Origin of the sequence: Microbacterium sp. NPDC089189 (genome assembly GCF_040685095.1) — a bacterium.
Lineage (GTDB): Bacteria > Actinomycetota > Actinomycetes > Actinomycetales > Microbacteriaceae > Microbacterium.
In genome coordinates this window covers 76,217-101,817 of record NZ_JBFBHG010000009.1, presented here as the reverse complement: position 1 = coordinate 101,817, position 25,601 = coordinate 76,217, and the positions used below count along the sequence as shown (strand labels likewise).

The window sequence follows — 25,601 nt, the reverse complement described above, 5'->3', positions numbered from 1 at the left end:
CATCGGCACCTGCTCATCTTCACGGCGTCCACCGTGAGCGGCACTCGCCACCATGGCGTACCGGGCGACCGACATGCGCCACCCCGTACAGGCAACCTCGCTGTCAACTCGTTGACAAAGAGCGTGTCAACGAGTTGACTCGTCGCATGAGGCCCCGGATCACCTTCGCCCTTCACGAACTGGTCGCAACTCTGACGGCGTTCGCAGATGCGCGTCTACGGCGCGACCACGGCATCTCTGCGGGAGACTTCGTGTATTTGGGCACCATCTCCGATCAGCAGCCGATCGACATCACCTCCCTCGCGCATTGCCTGGTGATCACCAAAGCGGCGGTCAGCAAACGTCTCCCGCATCTCGTCGAGTGCGGCTGGGCGAGCACGACTCCTGGACCCGGGCGACGGGTGCTCATCTCCCTGACGGATGCGGGTGCCGAACTCGTCGAGGACGCCGGCGGGCGGATCGACGCCGACGTCCTCGCACTTTTCGCCGATCCGCGACTCTCCGGCTCCGGCCTCGACCCCGCCGTGCTGGGGCCCCAGCTCGAACTCCTGACCCAGCTCATCCGAGAGAAGGAGACCGTGTGAGCGACCGCATCCTGATCGTCGTAGGCACACCCATCGCCGACAGCCTGAACCACGCCCTCGCCCGGTCGTACGCGGACGCGGCGCGCTCCGCCGGCGCCGACGTGCGCGTCATCGACCTCGCCGTCGTCGACGCGCCCTCCCATCCGCAGAGCCGGGACGAGGTCCGCATGCCGCGCTCCGTCGCGGACGCACCGCTGGACCCCGTCGCGGCGGCAGCGATCGAGGATGTCGGATGGGCCGAGCACCTCGTCTTCTTCTTCCCTCAGTGGTGGGGCACCTACCCCGGCGCGCTCAAGGTCTTCATCGACCGGGTCTTCCTCTCCGGGTTCGCATTCCGGTACCGCCCGAGCGGGCGGCTGTGGGACAAGCTGCTCACCGGGCGCACGGCGCGAATCGTCATGACGATGGACTCGCCCCGCGCGTGGAACCGCCTCGTCTATCGCGGTGCCGCCGAGACCAGTCTGCGTCGGGCCGTCTTGGGGTACTGCGGCATCCGCACGGTCGGCGTGACCCGCTTCGCCGAGGTGCGGCACCGGGACGCGGCGACGCGAAGCGCCTGGATCGCGCGCGTCGCTGCCCTCGGCGCGCGCGACGCACGGAACGCGCGCCGCGCGCCGGCGCGAACCGGCGCCGCCACACGACACCCCTCGCATGGCAGGCTGTAGGCATGAAAGCCTGGGTCGTCCGCTTCGCCTCGCTGTACCTGTTCAACGTGGTCGTTCTCCTCGTGATCGGCGCGATCTTCGGCAGCGTACGAGTGGGATGGGCCGCGCTCTGGGCGTCTCTTCTGCTGACGGCGGGGACGATCTGGTTGAAGCCGCTGCTCCGCCGCCTGTTCCGCGGCATGGCGGCACGGTCCGCCTCGCGTCGTTCACGCATGGCGGAGAAGCTCGTCCAGGCACTGATCGTCTTCGTCATCGAGCTCGGATTGTGGATCGTCGTCGTGGTGTTCTCGTCCGTCGATGTGCGGGGCTGGCTGCTCGGGTGGATCCTCCCCCCGATCGCGCTGCTCATCGCGTTCGCGATCTACGACCTGGTCGACGATCGGATCGAGGCGCGCGCGGGCGCGCTGTACGACCGCGTGGGACGCCGCGGCGCCACGGCGGCGACGACGGACACCGCCGCAGCCGGCATCCCGCCCGTGCCGCGCCCGGCCGGCGCCGCACCTGCCGCATCCCCGCCGCCGGCCGCGCGCGCGAAGGATCCGTACGACGGTCTGACCGCCGAGCAGCGCCGCATGCTCGACGACCTCGGCTGACGACCCCGCGCCACCGCCCCCGCAGCGCGTCGAGTGCACGGCTTCGCGCCGAACGCACGACGTAGCGGCGTGAGCACGCCGTGCGCTCGGCGCGAAGCCGTGCACTCGGCGCCTCGAACTCGGCTCATCCGGGAAGGTAGCGGCGCTCCCAGCCCCTCGCCGTGCGGGTGTACTCGACGCGGCGGCTCGCGGTCCGCGGGTTCGACACCCAGAACAGGAACCGGTGCGGCGTCACCGCATATCCCATCCACCCGGCCGGCTGCGCCGGAGCCGCGTTGTGCACCGCGAACTCCGCCCAGCGCTGTTCCCGGACGGCTCTCGAATTCTGCGCGAACTCATCGGTGTTGAGCCATGCGAGCTGCCGGAGGTACGGCGAGCGCGCCTCGTAGGCGGCCGCCGCCTCGGATGCGGGGGCGATGGCGGCGGTGCCCTGCACCACGATCTGCCGGGTGAATCCCGGCCAGAGCAGCGTCAGGGCGACCTTCGGATCCGCGGCAAGATCGGCCACCTTCCGGCTCGCGGCGTCCGTGTGGAAGAAGAAACGCTCGCCGTCGAACTCGCTGAGCATGACGGTGCGCGTGCGCGGGAAGCCGTCGGGGTCGATGGTCGCGAGCGTCATCAGCATCCGGTCCTCGCCGTCCGCAGGAACCCAGCTCCCGGCGAGCGCGAGCGGGTCGTCAGCGGGGTGGTCGGACTGCACGGGATCCGTCGCGTGGTCGATGATCGGCACGTCGACGATGAGTCGATCGGATGAGGCGTCCACAGCTGCCGCCTATCCGAACTCGAAGCCGTCGATCTCGACCAGCGCCTCGCTGACGAAACCCACGCCCCGATCGAAGAGGTCGCGCCCCGCCGCTGCGTTCGCACCGGTCGCGTCGCCGATGACCCCCGTCGGACCGAAGTCGTCGCTCGTCCATCCGAACATCACCGGTTTCCGGTTGAACCCGATGTGGGTCATCGCCGCGATCCGCTCCGGCACGTTCCGCGGAGGGAGATCGGGGGCGACGAGGTGCGGGGCGAGGTGCATCACGATCGACGTCTCCCCGAATCCGGCGTGGATGCCCTGACCGAGCTCGTCCGGTCGGCCGTCGACGCCGTCTCCTGCGCCGCCCACCCCGGCGGGCATCGAGAAGGAGCGCAGCCCGAACCGCCGCCGCAGCTCGCGGTTGACCCAGCCCAGCAGCATCACATTGCCGCCATGACCGTTCACGAAGGCGACCGTGCGGACCGGGGTCATCGAGATGGATCGGCCGATCTCGATCAGCTCGTCGAGGAGGGTCGTGCCCTCGATCCACAGCGTGCCGGGCGCCCAGTGGTGTTCGTCCGACTTCGCATAGGCGATCGTCGGGAGAAGCCAGGCATCCACGCCCTGCGCCGCGACGCGTTCCACCGCCGCCGTCGCGACGGCCTCGGCGATCAGCGCGTCCGTGCGCAACGGCAGGTGGGGTCCGTGGTGTTCCACCGCACCGATCGGGACGACGGCGATCGACCGCTCCGACGTCGCGGCGACGAGCGAGGGCCCGGACAGGTCGTCCCAGCGGCGTCCGGGGGGCGTGAACGGTGCGGTCATCGGATGGCTCCCTTCGTGGGGCCGGCGTACTCGGGGTTGAGCTTGCCCGGATTGAGAAGCCCTCGCGGGTCGGTCTCACGCGCGAGCTCGACGGTCTGCGGGAGACGGAAGTCGACATTCCACTGGTGGGGGTTGTGCACGCCGACGCCCAGCTCGTTGAGCGCGGCGATGCCCGCGTACACCGCCTCGGGGCTCTCGTACACGCCCGCCAGCATCCCGATCGGGACCGTATGCCCGGCCTCGATGTGCAGGAGCCCGCCGGGGTAGACCGCGTGCACCTCGTCGATGCGGTCGATCAGCGCATCCCCGGACACCTCGACATGGAAGTAGACGCCCGGCTCGGACTTCTGCAGCCATTCGATCGGGTGGTTGTAGCTGAGCACCGAGATCGCCGCCGACACGGTCGGGCCCTCACGGACGTCCTCGATGCGCCCACCCGCACCCTCGATGAGCGCGGTCGCCTCTTCGACGGTGCGGACGTCGGCGATCATCCGCAGCGAGCTGCGCCCCGGCGGGACGGCGTCATCCGGCGGCAGCTGCGCGGCGATGTGCGGGGTGTCGGCCGACACCAGGCGCGGTGCGGGATGCAGGTCACCGAGCGCGCGAAGGACCGAGAGGGCTCCGCGGAAGTCGTCGAAGGACGCGTACAGCCCGCGCCAGTCCTGCAGGTCCTCCACCCGGACGGTCGCCCGGGCGATGATGCCCGCCGTCCCGTAGTTGTGGACGTACCGCTGCGCCTCGTCGCCCTCCACATGCACGAGGGCGCCGTCGGAGACGGGCGTCGCGACATCGAGAGCGACGACGAACCCCATGTCGTTGCTGCCGTGGGCGATCGTGCCGGTTCCGCCCGACCCGCCCGCCAGGAATCCCCCGATCGTGGTGTGCACGGTCGACGGGTACATCCAGAGCTGCTTGCCCGCAGCGCGCGCTGCCTGCTCGAGCGCCGTCATCGGCGCCCCGGCATCGGCGGTGATCGTGTCGCCGTCCACGCCCAGCACGGTGCGGGCCCGCGAGGTGTCGATCACCAGGCCACCTGCCATCGGGATCGCCTGACCGTAGTTGCCGGTGCCCTTGCCGCGCGGCGTGATCGGCGCACCGAAGCGCGCCGCCACGGCCACGACGGCCGCGATCTCCGCAGCCGTCGTCGGGAAGGCGACGAGGTCGGCGACGCCCAGCGGCAGCAGCTCGGCGATGATCGGCGACATGCGCGCCCCATCGACGGAAGCCCGCTCGCGCTGACGCAGGTCGCTGCTCACCCCGCGCGGGCCGAGCAGGTCCACCAGGGCCGCCTCGAGCGCGGTGTAGTCGGTATCGGTCACGTTCGTCCTCCTCGATGACATCTCCCGCGTGTGATCCGCAGCGAGCCGGGTGATGGATCACTCGCTGCGAGGGGCGCGAGCGCCCCCTGTCCGGTGGCACGACGGACGGCGACACGGGCCGGACCGCCCTGGCGCCCGCGCGACGGTACTCTGCACCCATGGCGGACACGGGTGGGACAACGTCGACCGGCGTCGAGGGCGCCGCAGATCTGGATGCAGCGGCGCGCGCTCTGGGCGCCCGCATCCGCGAGCTCCGCAAGCGCCGCGGGCTGACGCTGACGCAGGCGGCGGTCGACGCGGGGCTGTCGCACTCCTTCCTCAGCCAGGTCGAACGCGGGCTCGAGCGGCTCAGCATGGCCTCGCTGTTCCGCGTCGCACGAACGCTCGGCACCACGCAGCAGGATCTGCTGACGGAGGAGACCGCGGAGCGCCCAGAGGGCAATTACCACGTCTACCGGCAGTCGTCCGCATCGCCCGTCGACGCGGGCACCGGCCCGGTGGCGGTGCTCGCGCAGCACCGCGCACGCTTCCTGCCGATGGTGTTCTCGGGAAGCTTCGAGGATGACGGCATCTGGTGGGAGCACGACGAGGAGGAGTTCCTGTACGTCCTCGAGGGCGAGATCATCGTCGTGCTCGAGGACTCCGAGGTGCTTCTGCGCGCGGGGGACGCCACCTATTACGAGAGCGGGATCCGCCACAAGTGGCGCACGCCGCCGGAGACCGCGTGCCGCGTCCTCGTCGTCAAGGAGCAGCAGCACAACCGCTGAGGCGCTCATCGGTCTCCTCCCCCGAGCTCGGTGGCGACGACGGCCAGCGCGCGCGCATAGGCCTGCTCCTCGCCGGCACGCGCTCCGCCGGCGACCACGACACCGCCGACGCCGGGCACGGCGAGCAGAGCGCCCCCGTACTCGACGGCCAGCCGGATCCCTTCGCGCCGCACATCCCTGGCGGAGAAGAGACGGTCCAGGTATCCGGTCGGCAGGGTCGCCGCATGGAATGACGCCAGCATCTCCGCGCCCTCGCGGTCGACCACGAGCGGAACACCGGGGAGCACCGGAACGTCGGCACCGGCCTCGGCGCAGCGGCGCACGAATGCCGCGACATCCGCCACGTCTCCGCAGTACTGCGTGAGGCAGAACTGTCCTCCGGCGCGCTCCTTCTCCCGCACGCGCGCGCCGCGCAGCGCGATGGGCGGCGCGTCGGGTGACTCGGCGAACGAGACGAGCAGACCGAGGCGTCGAGCACGCGGGATCAACGACGTCGCTTCGAGATCGAAGACAGGGCGCGCGTCGGGACGGTCGCCGGTGCGGGTGTGATCGCCGGTCACGCAATGCACACCCGCCACCCCGATCTCTCGGAGCGACGCGAGTTCGCGCTCGAGGGCGTCACGCGCACGATCCCGGGTGTTCATCCCCATCCAGACGCGCACGCCTGCCCGGCTCATGAGCAGCGCGCGGTAGGACGGCGGGAACTGGGTGCGCGACCGGCCGGCATCTCCCGACAGCACCGCATCCGCCGCGCCGCGCAGGACATCGGCGGTGCGGTGGACGTCGTCGGCCCTCATCCCCCGCACGGGGAATCCCGTGAGGATGAGGGGGCGCCGCAGCCGGATGTCCTCGACCTCGCGCGACGCTGCGGTCGGGGTCGCGCCGATCGTGGGCTCCACCGCTCCTGCCCACCGCACGGGGAGCCGTTCGCCGAGGAACACGCAGGGCGTCGGATCGACCTCGCATGTGCCGTCGCGGTTCACTCCGCCGCATGGGCCGTGCGTCATGCTCTTCGGGCACGCGTGCGGGCGGGAAGCCTCGAGGAGGGCCGTCACGGCTCGACTCTCCGGATGCGCGCCGCGAGCCGCGCGATCGATTCCGCGATCCGTGGCGGGCCGCCCCGGTCGACCTCACGGATCTCGAGGTGGATGCCGACGACCCCGGGCGTCCTCATGGCGGCCTCGATCTCGGCGAGGCGGCTCACCTCCGGTCCCTCCAGCGCCACATCGACGGTCACGACGGCGAGGGTCGGCCGAGGCGACGGGGATCGTCGAGCCGCCCGCTCGATCACGGAGCTCCCGCCGGAACCGCCCGGGCCGCCCAGGACCAGATCGGCGCCGTCGTCCGCCGCCCGGTACGCCTCGGGCACCGCGACGGTATGGCCCGCGCGACGCGCGAGCGCGGCGATCTGCGTCGCATCGAGATCGAGGGTCGGCTCCCGCCCCGGCACGAGGACGGCGGCGATGTCGATGTCGGCGAGCGCGGCGAGCTCGCCCTCCACCGCGACCCGGTTCCGATCGCGCCCGCTCAGCGCCACGATCACGTCAGCGCCCTCCGCGCGTAGCACCGCGGCTCGGTGCGTCAGCGCGAGTCCGTGACCGCCCGGGGGCTCACGGATGAGGACCGCATCGACCACGGGGCCGAGCACCGCCGCGGCCGCGCGCAGCTCTACGACGGTCGCGACGTGGGAGGGCAGCGTCGCGGAGACGATCCCGGGACGCACCATGCGCACGGCGAACCGCTCGGCCGCCGGCGTTCTGCCCTGCGTTCCGCGTCGATCGGCGAGCCGATCCGGGCCGTCGAGCGGGAACGGCTCCGCGTGCCGGGATGCGGTGGCGTTCAGCATGTCCGAGACCGCATCGGTTCTAGACTTCGGGCGTGACGCGCCCCGCAGACGACCGTTCGGCCGACGAGCTCGGACCCTGGCTCGAGCGACTCGCCGAGCCCGTGCCGTCGCCCGGCGGCGGCGCCGCCGCGGCCGTGACGATCGCGGTCGGAGCCGCGGTCCTCGGCATGACCGCGGGCTACGCGGCGGAGGGGGATGAGCGACGTCGCGCGATCGCGCTCGCCGCTCGCGTACGGCAGGACGCGCTCGCAGCCGCCGACCGCGACGCCGCCGCTTCCGCGGCCCTCGTGGCGGCCTTCCGCCTGCCCGAGGACGAACGCTCGCGCGCCGTACGCGCGGGGGCCCTGCGGGAGGCGGCGACGGCGAGCCTCACGGTGGCCCGACTCGCGCTGCCGCTCGTGGAGACGCTCGGCTGGCTCGCCGAGCACGGAGATCCGATGCTCACCCCGGACGTGGTCGTGGCCGGACGCACGCTCGCCGCCGGCATCCGCTCCGCCTGCGCCACCGCGCGGAGCAATCTCACTGCGGCGGCGGGAGTCGACGACGGCGCCCTCGCGCCGCTGCGCACCGCGGAGTCGGACGCGCGTGCCGCCGCCGGGCGCTTCGACGCGGTGGCCTCCCGGGTCGAGGATGCCCTCTGAGAGGGCACAACCCCGCCTCGCCGGCACCCGTGCCACGCGGCGCAGCGGTGATGCCGGCGAGGTCGAGGTCATGAGCAGCTCCCCTCAGCCCATCGAGATCGACGTGTCGAGGAAGTCGTTCGTGTAGAGATCGTCGACGTCGATCGCGTCCGCATCCGCCTGCCCGATGCTCCCGGATTCCACGAGGATCGGCACGAAGTCATCGAGGATCGACTGCATGCGCGCGGGGTCGAACGCGCCGAACACCCCGGATGCCGGGTCGTTCTCGACGATGCCGAGCTCGAGCTGCTGGGCGACCGAGTACTCGGCGACGCCCTCCGAATACGTCCAGCCGGTGTCGTACTGCTCCACGAGATCGAGGATCAGGGCGATCGCCGCGCTCGGGTCCTCGAGGAAGTCGAGCTGCGACTGCTGCATGATCGGCACGAGCTTGGCGAGGCAGTCGCCGTACTCCTCGACCGCATCCGCGCGCACTGCCAGCGGCTCGGGATAGACCGAGTAGCCGATCTCCGAGAGCAGCTGGAAGTCGATCGGACGACCCCACTCCGAGATCTCGTTCTCGTAGATGAACGGCTCAGCGGTGGCGAACCCCTGCTGCAGGATCGTCGGGTCGGACACGAACCGCTGCGGAGTGCCTTCGTAGCTCGTGTCGACCTGGGATGCGTCGATCATCCCCTGCGACTCGAGGAGTGCGGGAATCACATCTCCCGAGGTCACGACCACCGCGCCGTCCGCGGTGGCTTCTTCGATCGTCTCGGCGCCGGGGTGGCTCTCGGGGTCCCACATCAGGATCTGCGGGCTCCAGGTGAGCTGAGAGGCGACGGCCACGGTCGGCTGGTCGGCCGCCGCGACGATCGCCGCATCCGTGTTCACCGCACCGATCAGGATGTCGGTGTCGAGGTACATGAGGGCGGGCACCGGCTGGAAGTTGACGTTCGGACCGCCGGGGCGCACCTCGATGTCGACGCCCGTGTCGACGCCCTGCGCGACGAGCGAGCCCGTCACGGTCTTCGCGTCGGTGTCGACCGTGTAGTCGTCGCCGACGAGAGCGTACATCGCACCGTGCTCGGCCTCGGGCTGCCAGTCCTGCTGCATCACCACCGTGGCGGGGCAGACGTCGGAGAGGTCGAGGGCGCTGCCGGCATCGGCGGCGGGCGCCGAGGTTCCGGCGCGGGAGGCCGCGGGTTCGGATGCGCCCGAGCACGCCGCCAGGCTCACGGCGACGGACAGGACGACACCGGCGGCGAGAGCGGGTCGCAGGCGAGGGGAGACGGGAATGGTCGACACGGGTTCCTCCAGAGGATGGGTTCGGGTGGAGCGCGGGCGGGGCAGGTCTGTGGGACGGGTCAGCGGTTCTTCCAGCCGAACAGGCGACCGACGATCGCCCGGTCGAGCGCGGCGAAGACGGAGAACACGATGACGCCGAAGATCGCGGTGAAGATGATCGCGAGGAAGAGCGACTCCATGTTCAGACGCAGCGTGTAGGTACGCAGGAGCCCTCCGATCCCCTGCGACCCCTGCTGGAAGAAGAAGTCGCCGACGATCGCGCCGATCACGGAGAGGCCGGCGGCGTTGCGCAGACCGGTGAAGATGGCGGGCAGTGCGGCGGGCAGCTGCAGCTTCGTGAGTCGTTGCCAGCGCGACGCCTTGTTGAGAGTGAAGAGATCGTGGGCCGACGGCTCCGCGGACTGCAGGCCGAACAGTGTGTTCGAGATCATCGGGAAGATCGCGATGATCACGCATACGACGATGCGGGCGGGGATGCCGTACCCCATCCAGATGCCGATGAGAGGTGTCAGTGCGAGGATCGGGATCGTCTGCAGGATGACCGCATACGGATACAGCACCCGCTCGGCGATCCGCCACTGCGACATCAGGATCGCCCAGCCCATCCCGAGGACGACGGCGATCGCGAGTCCGATCAGGGCCACACCCGTCGTCTGACCGAGCGCCGCCAGCATCGGCGTGATGACCTGGGGATTGCCCAGGGTCTCGGTGAACACCTGATGCGGCGGCGGCAGCAGGAACCGGCGGCTCTCGGAGAGCAGGAGGTAGGACACCGCGTACCAGACGATCAGGATGCCCACGATCGCGAGCACGATCGGCAGCACGCGGGACCCCGTCGCACTGGCCGCCCGCGAGAACGAGCCACCCGTGCGAACCGGACCGATCGGCGGCGGGGTCGTCGCCGTGGTCGGCGGGTCGATCAGCGTCTTCTCGCTCACGAGTGCTCCTCCAGCATCCTCGAGATGTGCCCGGCGATCCGTCCGAACTCCGGTTCGTAGCGCAGCTCGGGCGGTCGCGGATACGACCAGGGCAGCTCGATGTCGTCGACGATCCGGCCGGGTCGCCCGCTCATCACGAGCACACGGCTGGAGAGGTAGACCGCCTCCGAGATGGAATGCGTGATGAACATCGCCGCGAACTGCTTGAGCTGGAAGAGGCGCTGCAGCTCGGTCTGCATCTTCAGACGGGTGATCTCGTCGAGGGCACCGAAGGGCTCGTCGAACAGCGCCAACTGCGGCTCTGCGACGAGCGCGCGGGCGATCGACACCCGCATCCGCATCCCTCCCGACAGCTGACGCGGATGCTGCCTCTCGAAGCCCCCGAGACCGACCAGGTCGAGCACCTCGCGAGCCCGGCGGGCGCGCTCGGCGGCACCGAGGCCGGCGAGCTCCCCGACGAGCTCGACGTTCTTCTGCGCGCTCCGCCACTCCAGCAGCGTGGGATCCTGGAACACGAAACTCGTGACCGCCGCGTCGACGTCGAGCGTTCCGTGGCTGATGGTCTCGAGCCCCGACGCCAGGCGCAGGAGCGTCGACTTGCCGCAGCCGGACGGCCCGACGACGGACACGAACTCGCCACGGGACACCGTCAACGACACCCCCGCGAGCGCGCGCGTTCCGGTGGTGAAGTCCTTCGTGACGTCGCTCAGGCGCAACGTGGGCTCGGTGAGCGTCGCACTCATGCCTGCACCGCCTTTCTCTCTCGCTGGGGGGCTGCGCTCCGATGCCCGGGAACGGGCACCGCGGTGGTGCGTGTGCGGCGTGTCGCCACGACGCGTCCGGCCCGGACCACGACGCGATCCGGCGCGCGCTCCGCGAGAGCCGCCGCGACCGAGTCGCCGCGCACGAGCACCAGATCGGCGACGTCGCCGACGGCTCCCCTCGCGGGCGGCAGGCCGAGCAGCCCGCGTCCGGACGCGATCACGTCCCATGCGGTCCGTGGCGCGAGGTGCCCCGCGATCACGAGAGACGCCGCGACGTCGACCATGTCGCCGTTGCCGAGCGGGTTGAACGGATCCTGGACGTTGTCGCCTCCCGCGGCGAGCACGACGCCGGCGTCCAGGATCGCGCGCAACGGCGGGATCGCCCGCGGGGTCGAGACCGGATGCTGCCACCCCTGCAGGTAGAGATTGGTCAACGGGTTGACGATGATGCTGACGCCCGCCTCCGCGGCCGCATCCAACGCCGCGGCCAGGCGCGCCGGCGGCTGGACGGCGAGGCTCACGCAGTGACCCGCCGACCGGGTCATGTGGGCCGGCCAGTGCCGCGTGCGCGCGGCGAGGTCGAGCAGGTCGAGCGAATCGGGGTTGAGCGTCTCGTCCGTGTGCAGGTCGATGCCGATCCCGGCTGCCTCCGCCAGGGCCGCGGCGCGGTCGATCTCGCGACGCGGGTCGTCGCTCAAGTGAGGTGCGGCTCCCACGAGGTCGACGCCGAGGGCGATGGCCTCTCGCACGAGACCGTCGTCGTGGAGTTGTCCGTGCATCGCGACGATCTGCACGTCGACGAGACCGCGGTAGTCCTCACGTGCGCCGAGCACGGCGCGCATGCCTCGCAGCGGGTCCGCGCCCTCGTGATAGTTCACGTGCGTGCGGATCGTCGTGACGCCCGCGCGGAGGGCCGCGTCCAGCTGGCGACGCGCGTGCACGGCGATCTGCTGCTCGGAGAGCGTCGCCCCGAAATCCCGCCAGCACGCGACGGCGTCCTCGAGCGACCCCTCCGGCTCCCCGGCGAGACTCCAGGTGTAGGCCTTGTCGATGTGCGCGTGCAGGTCGGCGGCCGGAGGAAGCAGCAGCCACCCGGAGGCGTCCGCGTCGGCTCCCGGTCGCGGCGCGTCGTCCGGGGCGACGATCCGGCCGTCGGCGATGTGCACCGTCGCGGTCGTGCCGTCGGCGAGCGTCACGCCGCTCAGGCGCGCCAGCGGCGCTCCGGCCTCGAGATCCTCGGGATGGGTGCTCACAACCCTGCCTTCCTGAGCGGATGTGCGGTGCGTCCTGTTGGCGTGGCCAACAATTGATGTGGCAACATTCAACGCGCAGCGTGTTTCGGCGGTCGACGGTCCCTGTTGCCGTGCTGTTAACGCATTTCGTCGTCCGCGCGTCGGGCGATCTGCCGCGATGAGCGTGAATGACCGGAGACGGGGAGGAGAGTTGTGAGCTATTTCAGCGATGTCGAGCGCGACCTGATCGTGACCGGACGCACCGAGCTGGCCGAGGGGATCGTCGCGCTCGACCTGGCGTCCCCGAACGGCCGAGATCTTCCGGCCTGGACGGCCGGTTCCCACGTGGACGTGATCCTCCCCGCCCAGGATCCGCCGAACGGCGATCCGCTCGAGCGCCAGTACTCGCTGTGCGGCGACCCCGCCGCTCGCGGGACCTGGCGCGTCGCGGTGCTGCGGGAGCAGGGGGGACGCGGCGGGTCGGCACGGATCCACGACGAGGTCGCCGTCGGGCAGCGGGTGCGCGTACGCGGCCCCCGCAACCACTTCGCCTTCACACCCGCGCCGGGTACCCGCTACCGGTTCGTCGCCGGCGGCATCGGCATCACCGCGATCCGCAGCATGGTGGCGTCGGCGGAGGCCGCCGGCGTCGACTGGCGGCTCGACTACGCCGGGCGGTCGCGTCGCACGATGGCGTTCGTGGATGAGCTCGCCGCCGCGTTCGGCGAGCGAGTCCGGGTGCATGCCGCCGACGAGGGCGCGCGCCTGTCCGCATCCGCCCTGGCCGCGGAGGTCGGGTCGGACGGCGTCGTGTACGCGTGCGGCCCGACGCGACTGCTCGACGCGCTCGAGAGCGCGCTCGCCCCTCGCCGCGACGAGGCGCTGCACGTGGAGCGTTTCGAGGCGAAGGTCTTCGGGGCCCCGGTGTGGACGGAGCCGTTCGAGGTGGAGCTGGTGGGAAGCGGCGACGTCGTCAGCGTGGCGCCGGACCAGTCGATCCTCGAAGCGATCCGGCAGCAGTCCCCCGAGACTCTCGTGCTCTCCAGCTGCCGCCGCGGCACGTGCGGAACCTGCGAAGTGCCGGTGCTCGAGGGCGAGGTCGAGCACCGCGACTCGGTGCTCACGCCGGTCGAGCAGGAGCACGGCGACGTCATGATGATCTGCGTCTCGCGCGCAGCCTGCCCGCGCCTCGTCCTCGACCTCTGACAGGCCGTCGGGTCGGCGCGCGACCCGCCTCGGTGACGATCAGGATGCGGGTGACAGCCGGGAACGGAGGGCCGCGACGATGACGTGTTCGTCCTGCGCCACGAGCCGGTAGTCACGGACGACCACGCGTCCGCCGACGACGACGTGCCGGGGTCGCCGACCGGGCGCCGCCCACAGGAGCCCCGCGACAGGATCGGCGACTCCCGCATCCGCCACCCCCGAGACGTCCCAGACGCAGATGTCCGCGCGTGCACCGACCCGCAGATGGCCGAGGTCGGGACGCCCGAGCCCCGCGGCGCCGTCCTCCGTCGCCATCCCCAGCACGGTGCGCGCCGGCAGTTGCGGGCCGACGAGCCCCGAGATCTGCATCGCCAGTCGGGCATCCGCCAGGAGATGCCCGGCGTCGTTGGATCCCCCTCCCGAAGTGCCGAGGCCGACGCGCAGACCCGCGTTCTGCAGCCGGAGCACGGGAGCGATCCCCCAGCCCATGGGCACGTCGCATCCGGGCGCGTGTGTCGCGCTCACCCCCGCGTCCGCGAGGCGGACGATCTCCGCATCCGTCACGTCGCACAGGTGGGCGATCGTGACGTCGGGGGCGAGCCATCCCCATTCCGCCAACAAGTCCAACGGACGTCGGCCGTAGCGCTCCTGCGCGATCTCGGTGTCGACCTGCTCGTTGGCCTGGGTGCGACGGCGCACGCCGTGCCGCGCGGCCACCGCGCCGAGCGCGCGGAAGGTGGCCTCACCGTCGGAGTGGACCCCCGCCGGTCCGACGGCGACCTGCCGCATCCCGTCCGCCGAGACACCCCCGATGTGCCCCCCGGACAGGAGATCCTCGATGATGGCGTCGGCACTGTCCGCCGCCAGACCTGGATCGTCGCGCGCCGATCCACGGACGAAGACGAGGCGCGCACCGAGAGACGCGGCCGCGTCAGCCACTGAGCGGGCGATGTCGACCGTGTCGCCGACGGGATCGGCGGAATCGGCCGCGGCAGGCCAGTTGAGCTGATGGTCGGCGACGGTGGTGACCCCGGAGAGAAGTGACTCGGCCACTCCCACCGACGCCGTCGCTCGCGTGAGCGACGGGTCTATACCGGCCGTCGCATATGCGCCGGCCATTACCGGCAGCCAGTCGCGCATGGGCGCGCCCCGCGTGCCGGGAAGCGTCCGGAACCCGCTCTGGAGCAGGTGATGGTGCGCGTTGACGAGTCCCGCCGTCACGACGCAGCCGCTCACGTCGAGGCGCTCTGCATCCGCCGACGGCACGTCGGACACGCGTCCATCCGATCCGACCGACAGCGTCCCGGCGCGTTCGGTTCGGGTGTCGATGAGGATGCGCTCGGCACCGGTGAGGGTCAGCATCCTCCGTTGATACCACGCGGCGCCCACCGGGCGCAGCGCCGGCTCAGGATGCCGCGCGCTCGGCCGCTTCGACCACGTTCATCATGAGCAGGGCGACGGTCATCGGTCCGACGCCGCCGGGGTTGGGCGAGAGCCAGCCCGCCACCTCGGCCACCGCGGGATCCACGTCGCCGTAGACCTTCTGCGTCCCCGAGACGGGGTCGTCCTCGCGCGTGACGCCGACATCGAGCACGGCCGCACCCGGCTTGACGTCCTCCGCCCGTACCAGGTGCTTGACGCCGGCCGCGGCAACGATCACGTCGGCCTGACGCAGGTACTGCGACATGTCGCGGGTGCCCGTGTGCGTCAGCGTGACGGTGGCGTTGACGTCCCGCCGCGTGAGCAGCAGGCCGATCGAACGCCCGATCGTGACGCCCCGGCCCACCACGACGACGTGCTTGCCGCGCAGGTCGTAGCCGTTCCGCTGCAGGAGCTCGATCACTCCGCGCGGCGTGCACGGCAGCGGTGAGGTGATCGGGGCGTTGACGTTCAGGACGAGGCGGCCGAGGTTCGTGGGGTGCAGGCCGTCCGCATCCTTGTCGGGATCGATCCGCTCCAGGATCGCGTCGGTGTCGAGATGCTTCGGCAACGGCAGCTGCACGATGTAGCCGTGGCAGGACGGGTCGGCGTTCAGCTCGTCGATCAGCGCCTCGACGTCGGCCTGCGTGGCGTCGGCCGGGAGTTCGCGCTGGATCGAGTTCATCCCGATCGCCTCCGACTGGCGGTGCTTCATCCCGACGTAGAGCTGGGACGCCGGGTCGGCGCCCACGAGCACGGTCGCGATCCCGGGCGTGATGCCCTTCTCGGCGAGCGCGGCCACGCGGACGCGGAGCTCCTCCTTGATGGACGCGGCGGTCGCCTTGCCGTCGAGCTTCTGAGCGGTCATGTCGCTGTCTTCCTCACGTCGTCGTGGTTCGGTGGTGTCGATCCGCGAGACTGCGGTTCGGCGCCGAGACAGTGGCTTAAACCCACCGTCTCGGCGCGAAACTACTGTCTCGCGGGTGATGCGGGGTTACTGGTTCAGGCCGGGGTACAGCGGGAACGCCGCCGTCAGTGCGGCGACGCGGGTGCGCAGCGCCTCGACGTCGGCACCGGGCAGCAGCGCGAGCGCGATGATATCGGCGACCTCGGCGAACTCGGCGTCGCCGAATCCGCGCGTGGCGAGGGCGGGCGTGCCGATGCGGAGACCCGAGGTGACCATCGGCGGACGCGGGTCGTTGGGCACCGAGTTGCGGTTGACCGTGATGCGGATCTCGTGCAGCAGGTCTTCGGCCTGCTTGCCGTCGATCTCGGCGTCGCGGAGGTCGACGAGCACGAGGTGGACATCCGTGCCGCCCGAGCGCAGCGTGATGCCGGCGTCCGCCACATCCTTCTGCGACAGGCGCTCGGCGAGCAGGGCCGCGCCGCGGACCGTGCGCTCCTGGCGCTCCTTGAACTCGGGCGTGGCGGCCAGCTTGAAGGCGGTCGCCTTGGCGGCGATCACGTGCATCAGCGGGCCGCCCTGCTGACCCGGGAACACGGCGGAGTTGATCTTCTTGGCGATGTCGGCGTCGTTCGACAGGATGAAGCCCGACCGCGGTCCGCCGATCGTCTTGTGCACGGTCGAGGAGACGACGTGCGCATGGGGCACCGGGCTCGGGTGCACGCCGGCGGCGACCAGACCCGCGAAGTGCGCCATGTCGACCCAGAGGTAGGCGCCGACCTCGTCGGCGATCGCGCGGAACCGCGCGAAGTCCAGCTGACGCGGGTACGCCGACCAGCCGGCGATGATCACGGTGGGCTTGTGCTCCACCGCGAGACGGTGCACCTCGTCCATGTCGACGAGCGAGGTCTCGGGGTCGACGCCGTAGGCGACGATGTCGTAGAGCCGGCCCGAGAAGTTGAGCTTCATGCCGTGCGTCAGGTGGCCGCCGTGATCGAGCGAGAGACCGAGGATGGTGTCGCCGGGGCGCGCGATGGCGTGGAGGACGGCGGCGTTGGCGGAGGCACCCGAATGGGGCTGGACGTTCGCGAACTGCGCGCCGAACAGCGACTTCGCGCGCTCGATCGCGAGCTCCTCGGCGACGTCGACCTCTTCGCAGCCGCCGTAGTAGCGGCGTCCGGGGTACCCCTCGGCGTACTTGTTGGTCAGCACCGAGCCCTGCGACTGCAGCACCGACACGGGCACGAAGTTCTCGGAGGCGATCATCTCGAGATAGCCGCGCTGGCGGTCGAGCTCGCGCTCGAGCACCTGGGCGATCTCGGGATCGACCTCGGAAAGAGGGGCGTTGAAGTACGGGTCGGTCATGACTCTCCTTGACGACGGCTCGGATGAAGAAGGTCCCGCATCGGCCCAGGCGTACGGCCGAATACCGTGTCGATCGCTCCCCGGTGGTGGCCCACCTCAACGCCAGTCGCGACGCATCGAGCATAGCGGATGCGGGGCGCCCTGCATCCGCCGTCCGCCCGAGACGGTGCGGCGCGGAGACGGGTTTGTTAAGGTTCCTTACATGAGGCACGGCCTGGTTCCCGTTCCCCGCTCGCAGCGCGACGACGACGACTCCGGCGGCCTCCTCCTCCGCGCCCCGATCCGCCTCACCGGCCCCGTCGATGCGGTCGCCCTTCTGCGCGAGGGCATCGCCCGCCGCACCGGGCTGCCGCTCGATCAGACCCCCGTCGACACCGCCCCCGAGGTCTCGTTGCGCGTGGATCGCGGTGGGGCCCCGGAGTCCTACCGCCTGCACGTCTCGCCCGCGGGCGCCGACGTCGTCGGTGCGGACGCGGCGGGTCTCTTCTACGGCACCCGCAGCCTGCTGCAACTGCTCACCGAGACCCCCGCGGGATGGATGTGGCCGGCCGTCGACATCGACGACGCTCCGCGCTTCGCGCACCGGGGCCTGATGCTCGACGTCGCCCGCCACTTCTTCCCGGTCGACGTCGTGGAACGCCTCATCGAGCGCGCCGCCGCGCTGAAGCTGAACGTGCTGCACCTGCATCTGAGCGACGATCAGGGCTGGCGCCTCGCGCTCGATCGCCGGCCCGATCTCAGCGCGCGGGCCTCGCAGACCGCGGCGCTCGGCGACGCGGGCGGCTTCTACACCCGCGCCGCGTGGGACCGCCTTCTCGCCTGCGCCGCCGCGCACCACATGACCGTCATCCCCGAGATCGACGTGCCCGGCCACACGCACGCCGTGACCCTGGCCTACCCGGAGGTGACGCGCGCGCCCGTCATCACTCCCGAGGTCGCGGAGACGATCGCCGCGTTCGGGGGCGGGACGCCCGTGACCGGCGAGCCGTACACCGGCTTCGCCGTCGGCTTCTCGTCGCTGCGCATCGGCGAGACGACGACGAGCGACTTCCTCGCCGACGTCTTCGGCGAACTCGCCTCGCTCACCCCCGGGCCCTGGCTGCACGTGGGCGGCGACGAGGCGCTCGGCACCTCATCCGCCGACTACGCGGTCTTCATCGCCGAGGTCACGCGCCTGGTCAGGGGCCTCGGCAAGACGCCGATCGCCTGGCACGAAGCCGGCGGCGTCGCCGACATCGCGCCCGGGACGATCGGGCAGTACTGGGGGTTCGTCTCACCCCGCGACGGGATGGACGAGAAGGCGCGCGGTTTCGTCCGGGCCGGTGGGCGCCTCATCCTCTCCCCCGCCGACGCGATCTACCTCGACATGAAGTACGACGCCCGAACGCCCCTGGGGCTCACCTGGGCGGACGGCCCCACCCCGCTCGAGCGGGCGTACGACTGGGAGCCGACCGCGATCATCGACGGCATCGAGGAGAGCGACATCCTGGGAGTCGAGGCGGCGGTGTGGACCGAGACGATCCGTACCGAACAGGACCTCGAGGCGATGGTGTTCCCCCGCCTCGCGGCCGCCGCCGAGATCGCCTGGTCGCCCGCGGCGGCTCTCGACTGGCCCGGGTTCCGCGAGCGCCTGGCGGTGCTCGCCGCCGGATGGGACGCGGCGGGCGTGGCCTACACGCGCGCCGACGGCGTCGCCTGGATCACCCCGTGAGCGTCCTCATCCACTCCGCCCGGCTCGTGTCGGCGGGGCGCGACGACGCCGACGGCTGGGTGCTCCTCACGCCCGCGGGCATCGGAGCGCGCGGCACCGGCCCCACGTGGCGTTCCGTCGCCGCCGACCTCGTGATCGACGCGGTGGATGCGGCCGGGCCCGGCGCCCTGCTGACGCCCGGCTTCATCGACCTCCACGGACACGGCGGTGCGGGCGGGTCGTACGACGACGGGCCCGCGGCGATCCGCGCGGCCCGCGCGATGCACCGCGCGCACGGCACGACGCGCGCCGTGCTCTCGCTGGTCACGGCGCCGCTGGAGGAGATGGCGCGCCGCGCCGCTCTGGTCGCCGAGATGACCCGCGCGGGCGAGGGGGTGCTCGGATCGCACCTCGAGGGCCCGTTCCTCGATGCGGGCCACAAGGGCGCGCACGCGTCGGCGCTTCTGCAGCCGCCGAGCCCCGCAGCCATCGAGCGCCTGATCGAGGCCGGCGCCGGCACCGTGCGGCAGATCACGCTGGCGCCGGACGCTCCCGGCGGGCTCGACGCGGTCCGGCAGGTCGTGGCGGCGGGGATCGTCGCCGCCGTCGGCCACACGGGCGCGGACCGCGACCTCGCCGCCGCCGCGTTCGACGCGGGAGCGACCGTGCTGACGCACGCGTTCAACGCGATGCCGGGCCTCCACCACCGCGCGCCGGGCCCGGTGGGGGCCGCGCTGTCCGATGAGCGCGTAGTGCTCGAGCTGATCGCCGACGGCGTGCACCTGCATCCCGACATCGTGCGCATCGCCGCCGCCGCCGCCCCCGGGCGCATCGCTCTGGTCACCGACGCGATGGCCGCGGCCGGCGCGAGCGACGGCGACTACACGATCGGGGCGCTCGCCGTGACCGTCCGGGACGGGGTCGCGCGTCTCACCGGCACCGACACGATCGCCGGCTCCACGCTCACCCAGGACACCGCCCTGCGGACGACCGTGGCCGCCGGCGTGCCGCTGCCCGCCGCGGTCGACGCACTCACCCGCACACCCGCCCGCGTGCTGGCGCGCGCCGATCTCGGTCGCCTGGAGGTGGGCGCCGTCGCCGACGCGGTGCTGCTGCGCGCTGACCTCACCGTGGCCCGCGTATGGGTCGACGGCCGCACGGTCTGAGGCGGAGGATGCGGGCGGATGCGGCTCGTAGAATGGAAGCCGTGACCGACCCGACCCCCGCCGCGCCTGCGGCCGCCGCCCCGCTGCCCGCGGGCACGCGCCCCGCGCTCACCGCTCTGGATGTGGTGGCGTTCCTGTGCGAGATCGGCGGTATCGCCGCCCTCGCCATCTGGGGCTTCGCGACCTGGCCGTTCCCGTGGAACCTGGTCGTCGGCATCCTCACGCCGGTCGCCGCCATCGTCCTGTGGGCGCTCTTCGTCTCACCGCGCGCCGTCCTGGCGGTGCACCCCTTCGTCCGCGCGGTCGCCGAGCTGCTCGTCTACGCCGGCGCGACCGCCGCGCTGTGGGCGCTCGGACTCACCTGGGTGGGCATCGCCTACGCGGTCGTCGCGATCACCGTGGGCCTGGTCGTGGGACGCCGCCGGCTCGCATGAACGACGCCGCGACGCTGGCCCGCCTCCGTGCGGAGCTGGGCGATCGTGTCGACACCTCCCCCACAGCGCTCGCGGCCGCCCGCGCCGACAAGTCCGGTCACGCGTCCGAGGGCCACCCTCTCGCCGTCGTCTCCGCGATGGATGTCTCGGATGTGCAGACGGTGCTGCGTATCGCGCACGCCACCGGCACGCCCGTCGTCACGCGGGGAGCCGGGACCGGACTCGCGGGCGGCGCGAACGCGGGATCCGGCGAGATCGCGCTGTCGATGGCGCGCATGGACCGCGTGCTCGAAGTGCGTCCCGACGACCTCCTGGCCGTGGTCGAACCCGGCGTGATCAACGCCGACCTGGGCGCCGCCCTCGCCGCACACGGACTGTGGTGGGCACCCGATCCGGCCAGCCGCGCGATCTCAACCGTGGGCGGGAACATCGCCACCGGCGCGGGCGGCCTGCTCTGCGCCAAGTACGGCGTGGTGCGCGACGCGGTCCTGGGTGTCGACGTGGTGCTCGCCGACGGCGAGCTCGTGCGGTTCGGGCATCGCAGCGTCAAGGGCGTGACCGGCTACGACCTCACGTCGCTCATGATCGGTTCCGAGGGGACGCTCGGCGTGGTCGTGGGCGCCACCCTGAAACTCCGCCGCCTCGTCGCCGGGGAGGTATGCACCGTCACCGGTCGCTTCGACGACGTGCGGGCGGCGGCCGCCGGATCCGCCGCCGTGACCGCGGCGGGCGTGCAGCCCGCCATCATGGAGCTGATGGATGCGGCCAGTCTCGCCGCCGTGGCCGCACTCCTCGAGCTGCCCCCACCCGTCGCGGGCTCCGCGCTGCTCACCGTGCAGACGGACGGACCGGCGGCGGCGGGCGAGGCCGACGCGATCGCCGGGATCCTCGCGGGCCTCGGTGCCGACGTCGCCCTCACCCACGACCGCGCCGAGGGCGAGGAGCTGCTGCGCATCCGTCGGTCGATGCACCCGGCGATGGAACGGCTGGGCACGACCCTCATCGAGGACGTGTCGGTGCCGCGCTCGGCGCTCGCGGCGATGTTCGCCGAGATCGCGCGCATCGAGGCCGACTACGGCCTGACCATCCCCACCGTGGCGCACGCGGGCGACGGCAACCTGCATCCCAACTTCGTGTTCGCCGGTGCCGAGGTGCCCGACATCGTGTGGCGCGCGGCGGACGACCTGTTCCGCTCGGCGCTCCGCCTGGGCGGAACCCTGACGGGCGAGCACGGCATCGGGGTGCTCAAGCGTCAGTGGCTGGCCGAGGAGCTCGGGGCACCGCAGTGGGAACTGCAGCGCCGCATCAAAGCGGCCTTCGACCCGAGCGGCATCCTCAATCCGGGCAAGGTCTTCGCCGTCTGAGCCTCGTTCGCCCGTCGCGACGTCTCAGAGCCCCTGCCAGTCGGGCTTGTCGGCCCACGTGTCGCGGTAGTAGTCGAGCAGGCGCAGCCGGCTCGCGGCGGCCTCGTCGACCACGACGGTGACGTGCGGGTGCAACTGCACGGCGGATGCGGGCAGCATCGCCGTCACCGGTCCTTCGAGAGCGGCCGCGACGGCGTCGGCCTTCTGCGCGCCGAACGCGAGGAGGACCAGGTGGCGTGCCCGCGCGATCGTGCCCAGACCCTGGGTGATGCAGTGACGCGGGACGTCGTCGATCGACGCGAAGAAGCGGGCGTTGTCGCGCCGGGTCTGCGCCGTTAAGGTCTTCACCCGCGTCCGCGAGGCGAACGACGAGCCCGGCTCGTTGAAGCCGATGTGCCCGTCCGTGCCGATCCCGAGGATCTGCAGGTCGATGCCGCCCGCCGCGTCGATGTCGCGCTCGTACTGCTCGCCCGCATCGGCGATCCCCGCGAGCGACCCGTCGGGCACGCGCACACGGTCGGGGTCGAGGCCGAGGGGGACGATCACCTCGCGCGCGATGACCGAGCGGTAGCTCTCGGGATGGGCGGGGTCCAGGCCGACGTACTCGTCGAGCGCGAACCCGCGCACCCGCGACACGTCGACGCCGGCGAGGCGCGGACGCAGCGCCTCGTAGACCGGCGTGGGGGTGGAGCCGGTCGCGAGTCCGAGGACGGCATCGGGACGCCGTGCGATGAGCCGCACGATCTCGTCCGCGACGAGCGCCCCGGCGTCCTCCTTCGCGTCGACCACGACGACTTCAGCCATGAACGTCCACCTCCTCGTTCGTCCGGGTGCCCCCGATGAGAGCCGCGCCGAGCGCCGCGGCCGATGACCCGGCGGGCAGCACCCGCACACGTGCCGACAGGTCGAGCGACCGCAGGAACGGCGACCCGGCCGCGCCCGCGTCCAGGCGATCGCGCACCGCCGGCAGGAACCGGTCGGCGAGCGCCGTGAGCCCGCCGCCCAGCACGACGACGTCGACGTCGACCGTGAGCACCAGGATGCGCACCGCGGCGGCGATCGCCGCCACGAGGTCGCCGCGCAGACGCACGGCGTGCGCGTCCCCGGCGTCCGCGGCGTCGAAGATGTCGCGCACGGGCAGCGCACCGCCGCGCCCCCATCGACGCGCGAGGGCAGCACCGCCCGCGAACGCCTCGATGCATCCCCGGCCGCCGCAGCGGCACTCCGGCCCCTCCGGATCGATCGGGATGTGGCCCACCTCGCCCGCAGTCCCCCGCGCGCCCCGCCAGACGGAGCCGTCGACGACGATGCCCGCAGCGATCCCCGTCCCGAGGTTGAGGTAGGCGAGCGACGCGATCCCCGGCTCGAGTGCCGCGGCGCCCACCGCCGCCGTCTTCACGTCGTTCTCGACGCGCACCGGGAGCCCCAGGACGGGCTCGAGCGCCCCCTGCGCGTCGAACTCGGTGACCCCGAGGTTGAGGGCGTGGGTCACGGTGCCGCTGCCCGGGCGCACCTGGCCCGGCATGCCGAGGCCCACGCTGCGGAACGACGACGCGTCGATCCCGGGGTGCGCGGCGAGGTCGGCGAGCGCGTCGGCGGCGGTGCGCACGACGCCCGCCGGGCCCCACAGGGTCGGCCGCCGGACGCTGCCGACCACGACCCCGCGATCGTCGATCGCGACGGCGTCGGTCTTGGTGCCGCCCACATCCAATCCCACTCTCATCGCCGCGTCATCCCTTCACCGCGCCCGAGACCAGCCCGCCGGTCATGCGCTGCTGCACGATCAGGAAGAACACGACCACGGGGACGGCCATGAGCGTCGATGCGGCCATGACGACCGACCAGTCGGTGGCCTTGGTCACCTGCACGAACGCGCGCAACCAGATGGGGAGGGTCTGCGGGTCGGGGCGGGTGAGGATCACGAGGGCGAAGACGAACTCGTTCCACGCCTGGATGAACGCGAAGACGCCGGTGGCGACCAGCCCGGGGGCGAGGAGCGGGAACGTGATCCGCCAGAACGCGCCGGTGCGACTGCATCCGTCGATCATCGCGGCTTCCTCGAGTTCGGCGGGGATGCCGTTCACGAAGCCGCGCAGGGTCCAGATCGTGAACGGCAGCACGATCGCGATGTAGACGAGGCTGAGGCCGGCCACCGTGTTGACGAGCGCCCATCCGTCGAGCACCCGGAACGTCGAGATGATCATCGCCTCGGCCGGGATCATCTGGATGACGAGGATGGCGACGATGAAGCCGCGGCGGCTGCGGAACCGGTAGCGCGACACCGCGACGGCGGCGAGGAACGCGAACAGCAGCGCCACCACCAGCGTGATGAGCGTGACGGTCAGCGACGTCCCCAGGGCGCCGAGGAACCCGCCCTCGCCGAGCGCCGTGACGTAGTTGCGCAGCGTGAACTGATCGGGCCACAGGTGGGGAGTCGACGTGCGGACGGCGGACGCCGGCAGCAGCGACGTGTTCACCATCCAGTAGACGGGGAACACCGAGCAGACGATGACGACCAGAGCAGCGGCGTTGAGGGCCGCGCGGCCGGTCCGGGTGCGCGCGCGGGCGGTCATGCGGCGTCCTCCCTCAGCATGGAGCGGATGTAGTAGCCGGCGATGAGCAGCATGATCACGACGAGGATCACCGAGATCGCGCCGCCCGCACCGAGGTCTCCCGAGGCCATCGACACGCTGTAGATGTAGACGCCGATGGTGTTGGTGTCGGCACGGACCCCGCCGATGGTCTGCAGCGCGTAGATCTGGGCGAACACGCGCAGATCCCAGATGATCTGCAGGATCAGCAGCACCATGAGGATCGAGCGGAGGTAGGGGAAGAGGATGAAGCGGAACCGCGCGAACGCTCCCGCGCCGTCGAGCGCGGATGCCTCGAGCACCTCGTCGGGCACCTGTGACAACCCCGCGTAGACCGAGAACGCCACGAACGGGATCGCACCCCAGGTGATCACGATGGCCGCGACGGCGAAGAAGCTGAGCGGGTCGATGAGCCAGCTGTGCCCCGTCCAGTCCGTGCCCGTCAGCGCGGTCAGGGCGTAGTTGACCAGTCCGTACTGGGTGTCGAAGATCCAGCCCCAGACGATCGTCGCGGTGAGCGCCGGCATCGCCCAGGCCAGCAGGAGGGCGATCGAGACGGCGGTGCGCATGGCGGAGCCGAGCTTGGTCATCAGCAGCGCCACGAGCACGCCCAGCACCATGGTCGCCGTCACGCAGACGAGGCAGAGCACGATGCTCCGTGTGAGGACCCGCCAGAACTCGGGGTCGCCGAGCACCGCCAGGTAGTTGTCGAGACCGACGAACGAGGGCGCGGCGCCGAAGATCTGCGCGCGTCCGAACTCCTGGAACGACATGACGACCATCTGCACGATCGGCCATCCGATGAAGACGGCCAGCATGACGATGGCGGGCGCCAGCAGCAGGAACGGGGTGGCGGACGGGCGGCGGCGCCGCGGGAGCGGCGGGGCGGATGCGGCGGGAACGACGAAGGCCTCCCCACACCGTGGGGAGGCCTTCGGAGAAAGCGATATACGCGGAAGCGTGTGCCTTAGCGGCGGAGCCCCAGGCGCTCGATCAGCGAGCGGTAGCGCGCGATGTCGATGTCCTGGAGGTAGCCGAGCAGACGGCGACGCTGACCCACCATGAGGAACAGACCACGACGCGAGTGGTGGTCGTGCTTGTGCTCCTTCAGGTGCTCGGTCAGGTCCTTGATGCGCTGCGTCAGCATCGCAACCTGCACCTCGGGGGATCCGGTGTCACCGGGGTGCGTCGCGTACTCTTCGATGATCGCCTTCTTGGCGTCCTGCTCAAGTGCCATAGATTCGATCCCCTCTCTG

General features: G+C 71.6%; 27 protein-coding genes and 1 riboswitch. Of the genes, 10 read left to right on the top strand and 17 right to left on the bottom strand.

The genetic code is table 11. The features are described from left to right. The first annotated feature begins 257 nt into the window (after window positions 1–257). The 3 genes from AB0N73_RS07265 to AB0N73_RS07255 are packed head-to-tail and all read left to right on the top strand — an operon-like array spanning window position 258 to window position 1,842. A complete protein-coding gene (locus AB0N73_RS07265) occupies window positions 258–584 on the top strand; it encodes a transcriptional regulator (RefSeq protein ID WP_363561877.1) in 327 nt (108 codons plus the stop codon). Further along, window positions 581–1,249, top strand: a complete 669-nt coding sequence (locus tag AB0N73_RS07260) for an NAD(P)H-dependent oxidoreductase (RefSeq protein WP_363561875.1) — start codon at window positions 581–583, stop codon at window positions 1,247–1,249. The genes AB0N73_RS07265 and AB0N73_RS07260 overlap by 4 nt, the downstream gene beginning before the upstream one ends. A 2-nt stretch (window positions 1,250–1,251) precedes the next feature. Further along, complete coding sequence (locus tag AB0N73_RS07255; RefSeq protein ID WP_363561873.1) at window positions 1,252–1,842, top strand: hypothetical protein; 591 nt, start codon at window positions 1,252–1,254, stop codon at window positions 1,840–1,842. Between the two features lie 124 nt (window positions 1,843–1,966). Here AB0N73_RS07255 and AB0N73_RS07250 read toward each other — a convergent pair whose 3' ends face one another. The 3 genes from AB0N73_RS07250 to AB0N73_RS07240 are packed head-to-tail and all read right to left on the bottom strand — an operon-like array spanning window position 1,967 to window position 4,731. Then, window positions 1,967–2,605 (bottom strand): pyridoxamine 5'-phosphate oxidase family protein, encoded by a 639-nt coding sequence (locus AB0N73_RS07250; RefSeq protein WP_363561871.1) that lies wholly within the window; start codon window positions 2,603–2,605, stop codon window positions 1,967–1,969. 9 nt (window positions 2,606–2,614) lie between these two features. Then, complete coding sequence (locus AB0N73_RS07245) at window positions 2,615–3,412, bottom strand: creatininase family protein (RefSeq protein WP_363561869.1); 798 nt, start codon at window positions 3,410–3,412, stop codon at window positions 2,615–2,617. After that, window positions 3,409–4,731, bottom strand: a complete 1,323-nt coding sequence (locus AB0N73_RS07240; protein WP_363561867.1) for an FAD-binding oxidoreductase — start codon at window positions 4,729–4,731, stop codon at window positions 3,409–3,411. Before AB0N73_RS07240 ends, AB0N73_RS07245 begins: the two co-directional genes overlap by 4 nt. A gap of 158 nt (window positions 4,732–4,889) precedes the next feature. Between AB0N73_RS07240 and AB0N73_RS07235 the strand changes: the two genes are divergently transcribed. Further along, entirely contained in the window at window positions 4,890–5,498 is a 609-nt protein-coding gene (locus AB0N73_RS07235; protein WP_363561865.1) for an XRE family transcriptional regulator, read from the top strand. Window positions 5,499–5,503: 5 nt separating this feature from the next. Here the strand turns inward: AB0N73_RS07235 and AB0N73_RS07230 are convergent, their stop codons facing one another. Together AB0N73_RS07230 and AB0N73_RS07225 are read right to left on the bottom strand one after the other, a co-directional pair. After that, window positions 5,504–6,553 carry a methylenetetrahydrofolate reductase C-terminal domain-containing protein gene (locus tag AB0N73_RS07230; RefSeq protein WP_363561863.1) on the bottom strand — a complete coding sequence of 350 codons (1,050 nt, stop codon included), beginning with the start codon at window positions 6,551–6,553 and terminating at the stop codon, window positions 5,504–5,506. Continuing rightward, the gene (locus AB0N73_RS07225) at window positions 6,550–7,344 is read right to left on the bottom strand and encodes a hypothetical protein (RefSeq protein WP_363561861.1); all 795 of its coding nucleotides are present in this window, start codon (window positions 7,342–7,344) and stop codon (window positions 6,550–6,552) included. Before AB0N73_RS07225 ends, AB0N73_RS07230 begins: the two co-directional genes overlap by 4 nt. Before the next feature lie 32 nt (window positions 7,345–7,376). Here AB0N73_RS07225 and AB0N73_RS07220 point away from each other — a divergent pair, with 32 nt between their 5' ends. Then, window positions 7,377–7,985, top strand: a complete 609-nt coding sequence (locus AB0N73_RS07220) for a cyclodeaminase/cyclohydrolase family protein (RefSeq protein WP_363561859.1) — start codon at window positions 7,377–7,379, stop codon at window positions 7,983–7,985. Window positions 7,986–8,069: 84 nt separating this feature from the next. Here AB0N73_RS07220 and AB0N73_RS07215 read toward each other — a convergent pair whose 3' ends face one another. The 4 genes from AB0N73_RS07215 to AB0N73_RS07200 are packed head-to-tail and all read right to left on the bottom strand — an operon-like array spanning window position 8,070 to window position 12,227. Next, window positions 8,070–9,272 (bottom strand): hypothetical protein, encoded by a 1,203-nt coding sequence (locus tag AB0N73_RS07215; protein WP_363561857.1) that lies wholly within the window; start codon window positions 9,270–9,272, stop codon window positions 8,070–8,072. 59 nt (window positions 9,273–9,331) lie between these two features. Then, window positions 9,332–10,210, bottom strand: coding sequence for an ABC transporter permease (locus tag AB0N73_RS07210; protein ID WP_363561855.1), 879 nt, complete (start codon window positions 10,208–10,210; stop codon window positions 9,332–9,334). Continuing rightward, a complete protein-coding gene (locus AB0N73_RS07205) occupies window positions 10,207–10,953 on the bottom strand; it encodes an ABC transporter ATP-binding protein (RefSeq protein WP_363561853.1) in 747 nt (248 codons plus the stop codon). Before AB0N73_RS07205 ends, AB0N73_RS07210 begins: the two co-directional genes overlap by 4 nt. After that, a complete protein-coding gene (locus tag AB0N73_RS07200) occupies window positions 10,950–12,227 on the bottom strand; it encodes an amidohydrolase family protein (RefSeq protein WP_363561851.1) in 1,278 nt (425 codons plus the stop codon). The genes AB0N73_RS07205 and AB0N73_RS07200 overlap by 4 nt, the downstream gene beginning before the upstream one ends. 192 nt (window positions 12,228–12,419) lie before the next feature. Here AB0N73_RS07200 and AB0N73_RS07195 point away from each other — a divergent pair, with 192 nt between their 5' ends. Continuing rightward, window positions 12,420–13,412 carry a PDR/VanB family oxidoreductase gene (locus tag AB0N73_RS07195; RefSeq protein WP_363561849.1) on the top strand — a complete coding sequence of 331 codons (993 nt, stop codon included), beginning with the start codon at window positions 12,420–12,422 and terminating at the stop codon, window positions 13,410–13,412. Window positions 13,413–13,451: 39 nt separating this feature from the next. Here AB0N73_RS07195 and AB0N73_RS07190 read toward each other — a convergent pair whose 3' ends face one another. From AB0N73_RS07190 to glyA, 3 genes are all read right to left on the bottom strand, one after another. Beyond that, window positions 13,452–14,774, bottom strand: coding sequence for an amidohydrolase family protein (locus tag AB0N73_RS07190; RefSeq protein ID WP_363561847.1), 1,323 nt, complete (start codon window positions 14,772–14,774; stop codon window positions 13,452–13,454). 43 nt (window positions 14,775–14,817) lie between these two features. Further along, window positions 14,818–15,699, bottom strand: a complete 882-nt coding sequence (locus AB0N73_RS07185; protein ID WP_363561845.1) for a bifunctional methylenetetrahydrofolate dehydrogenase/methenyltetrahydrofolate cyclohydrolase — start codon at window positions 15,697–15,699, stop codon at window positions 14,818–14,820. Window positions 15,700–15,825: 126 nt separating this feature from the next. Further along, the gene (gene glyA / locus AB0N73_RS07180; RefSeq protein ID WP_363561843.1) at window positions 15,826–17,100 is read right to left on the bottom strand and encodes a serine hydroxymethyltransferase; all 1,275 of its coding nucleotides are present in this window, start codon (window positions 17,098–17,100) and stop codon (window positions 15,826–15,828) included. Window positions 17,101–17,136: 36 nt separating this feature from the next. Then, window positions 17,137–17,220, bottom strand: a riboswitch (ZMP/ZTP riboswitch). A gap of 82 nt (window positions 17,221–17,302) precedes the next feature. Here glyA and AB0N73_RS07175 point away from each other — a divergent pair. Genes AB0N73_RS07175 through AB0N73_RS07160 form a run of 4 tightly spaced genes read left to right on the top strand, consistent with a single transcriptional unit; the run spans window position 17,303 to window position 21,754 of the window. Continuing rightward, window positions 17,303–18,811, top strand: coding sequence for a family 20 glycosylhydrolase (locus AB0N73_RS07175; RefSeq protein ID WP_363561841.1), 1,509 nt, complete (start codon window positions 17,303–17,305; stop codon window positions 18,809–18,811). Next, window positions 18,808–19,956: an N-acetylglucosamine-6-phosphate deacetylase gene (gene nagA, locus AB0N73_RS07170; protein WP_363561839.1), complete on the top strand. Its 1,149-nt coding sequence runs from the start codon at window positions 18,808–18,810 to the stop codon at window positions 19,954–19,956. The genes AB0N73_RS07175 and nagA overlap by 4 nt, the downstream gene beginning before the upstream one ends. A 41-nt stretch (window positions 19,957–19,997) precedes the next feature. Then, window positions 19,998–20,390, top strand: a complete 393-nt coding sequence (locus AB0N73_RS07165; RefSeq protein ID WP_363561837.1) for a YrdB family protein — start codon at window positions 19,998–20,000, stop codon at window positions 20,388–20,390. Then, window positions 20,387–21,754: an FAD-linked oxidase C-terminal domain-containing protein gene (locus AB0N73_RS07160; RefSeq protein ID WP_363561835.1), complete on the top strand. Its 1,368-nt coding sequence runs from the start codon at window positions 20,387–20,389 to the stop codon at window positions 21,752–21,754. The genes AB0N73_RS07165 and AB0N73_RS07160 overlap by 4 nt, the downstream gene beginning before the upstream one ends. A gap of 24 nt (window positions 21,755–21,778) precedes the next feature. Here AB0N73_RS07160 and nagB read toward each other — a convergent pair whose 3' ends face one another. From nagB to rpsO, 5 genes are all read right to left on the bottom strand, one after another. Continuing rightward, window positions 21,779–22,558, bottom strand: coding sequence for a glucosamine-6-phosphate deaminase (gene nagB, locus AB0N73_RS07155; protein WP_363561833.1), 780 nt, complete (start codon window positions 22,556–22,558; stop codon window positions 21,779–21,781). Beyond that, window positions 22,551–23,477: an ROK family protein gene (locus AB0N73_RS07150; protein WP_363561831.1), complete on the bottom strand. Its 927-nt coding sequence runs from the start codon at window positions 23,475–23,477 to the stop codon at window positions 22,551–22,553. Before AB0N73_RS07150 ends, nagB begins: the two co-directional genes overlap by 8 nt. Window positions 23,478–23,484: 7 nt before the next feature. Further along, window positions 23,485–24,327, bottom strand: a complete 843-nt coding sequence (locus AB0N73_RS07145; RefSeq protein ID WP_363561829.1) for a carbohydrate ABC transporter permease — start codon at window positions 24,325–24,327, stop codon at window positions 23,485–23,487. After that, a complete protein-coding gene (locus AB0N73_RS07140; protein WP_363561827.1) occupies window positions 24,324–25,163 on the bottom strand; it encodes a sugar ABC transporter permease in 840 nt (279 codons plus the stop codon). The genes AB0N73_RS07145 and AB0N73_RS07140 overlap by 4 nt, the downstream gene beginning before the upstream one ends. A 149-nt stretch (window positions 25,164–25,312) precedes the next feature. Next, on the bottom strand, window positions 25,313–25,582 hold the full coding sequence (gene rpsO / locus AB0N73_RS07135; protein WP_223723405.1) for a 30S ribosomal protein S15: 270 nt from the start codon (window positions 25,580–25,582) through the stop codon (window positions 25,313–25,315). Between the last annotated feature and the right edge of the window lie 19 nt (window positions 25,583–25,601).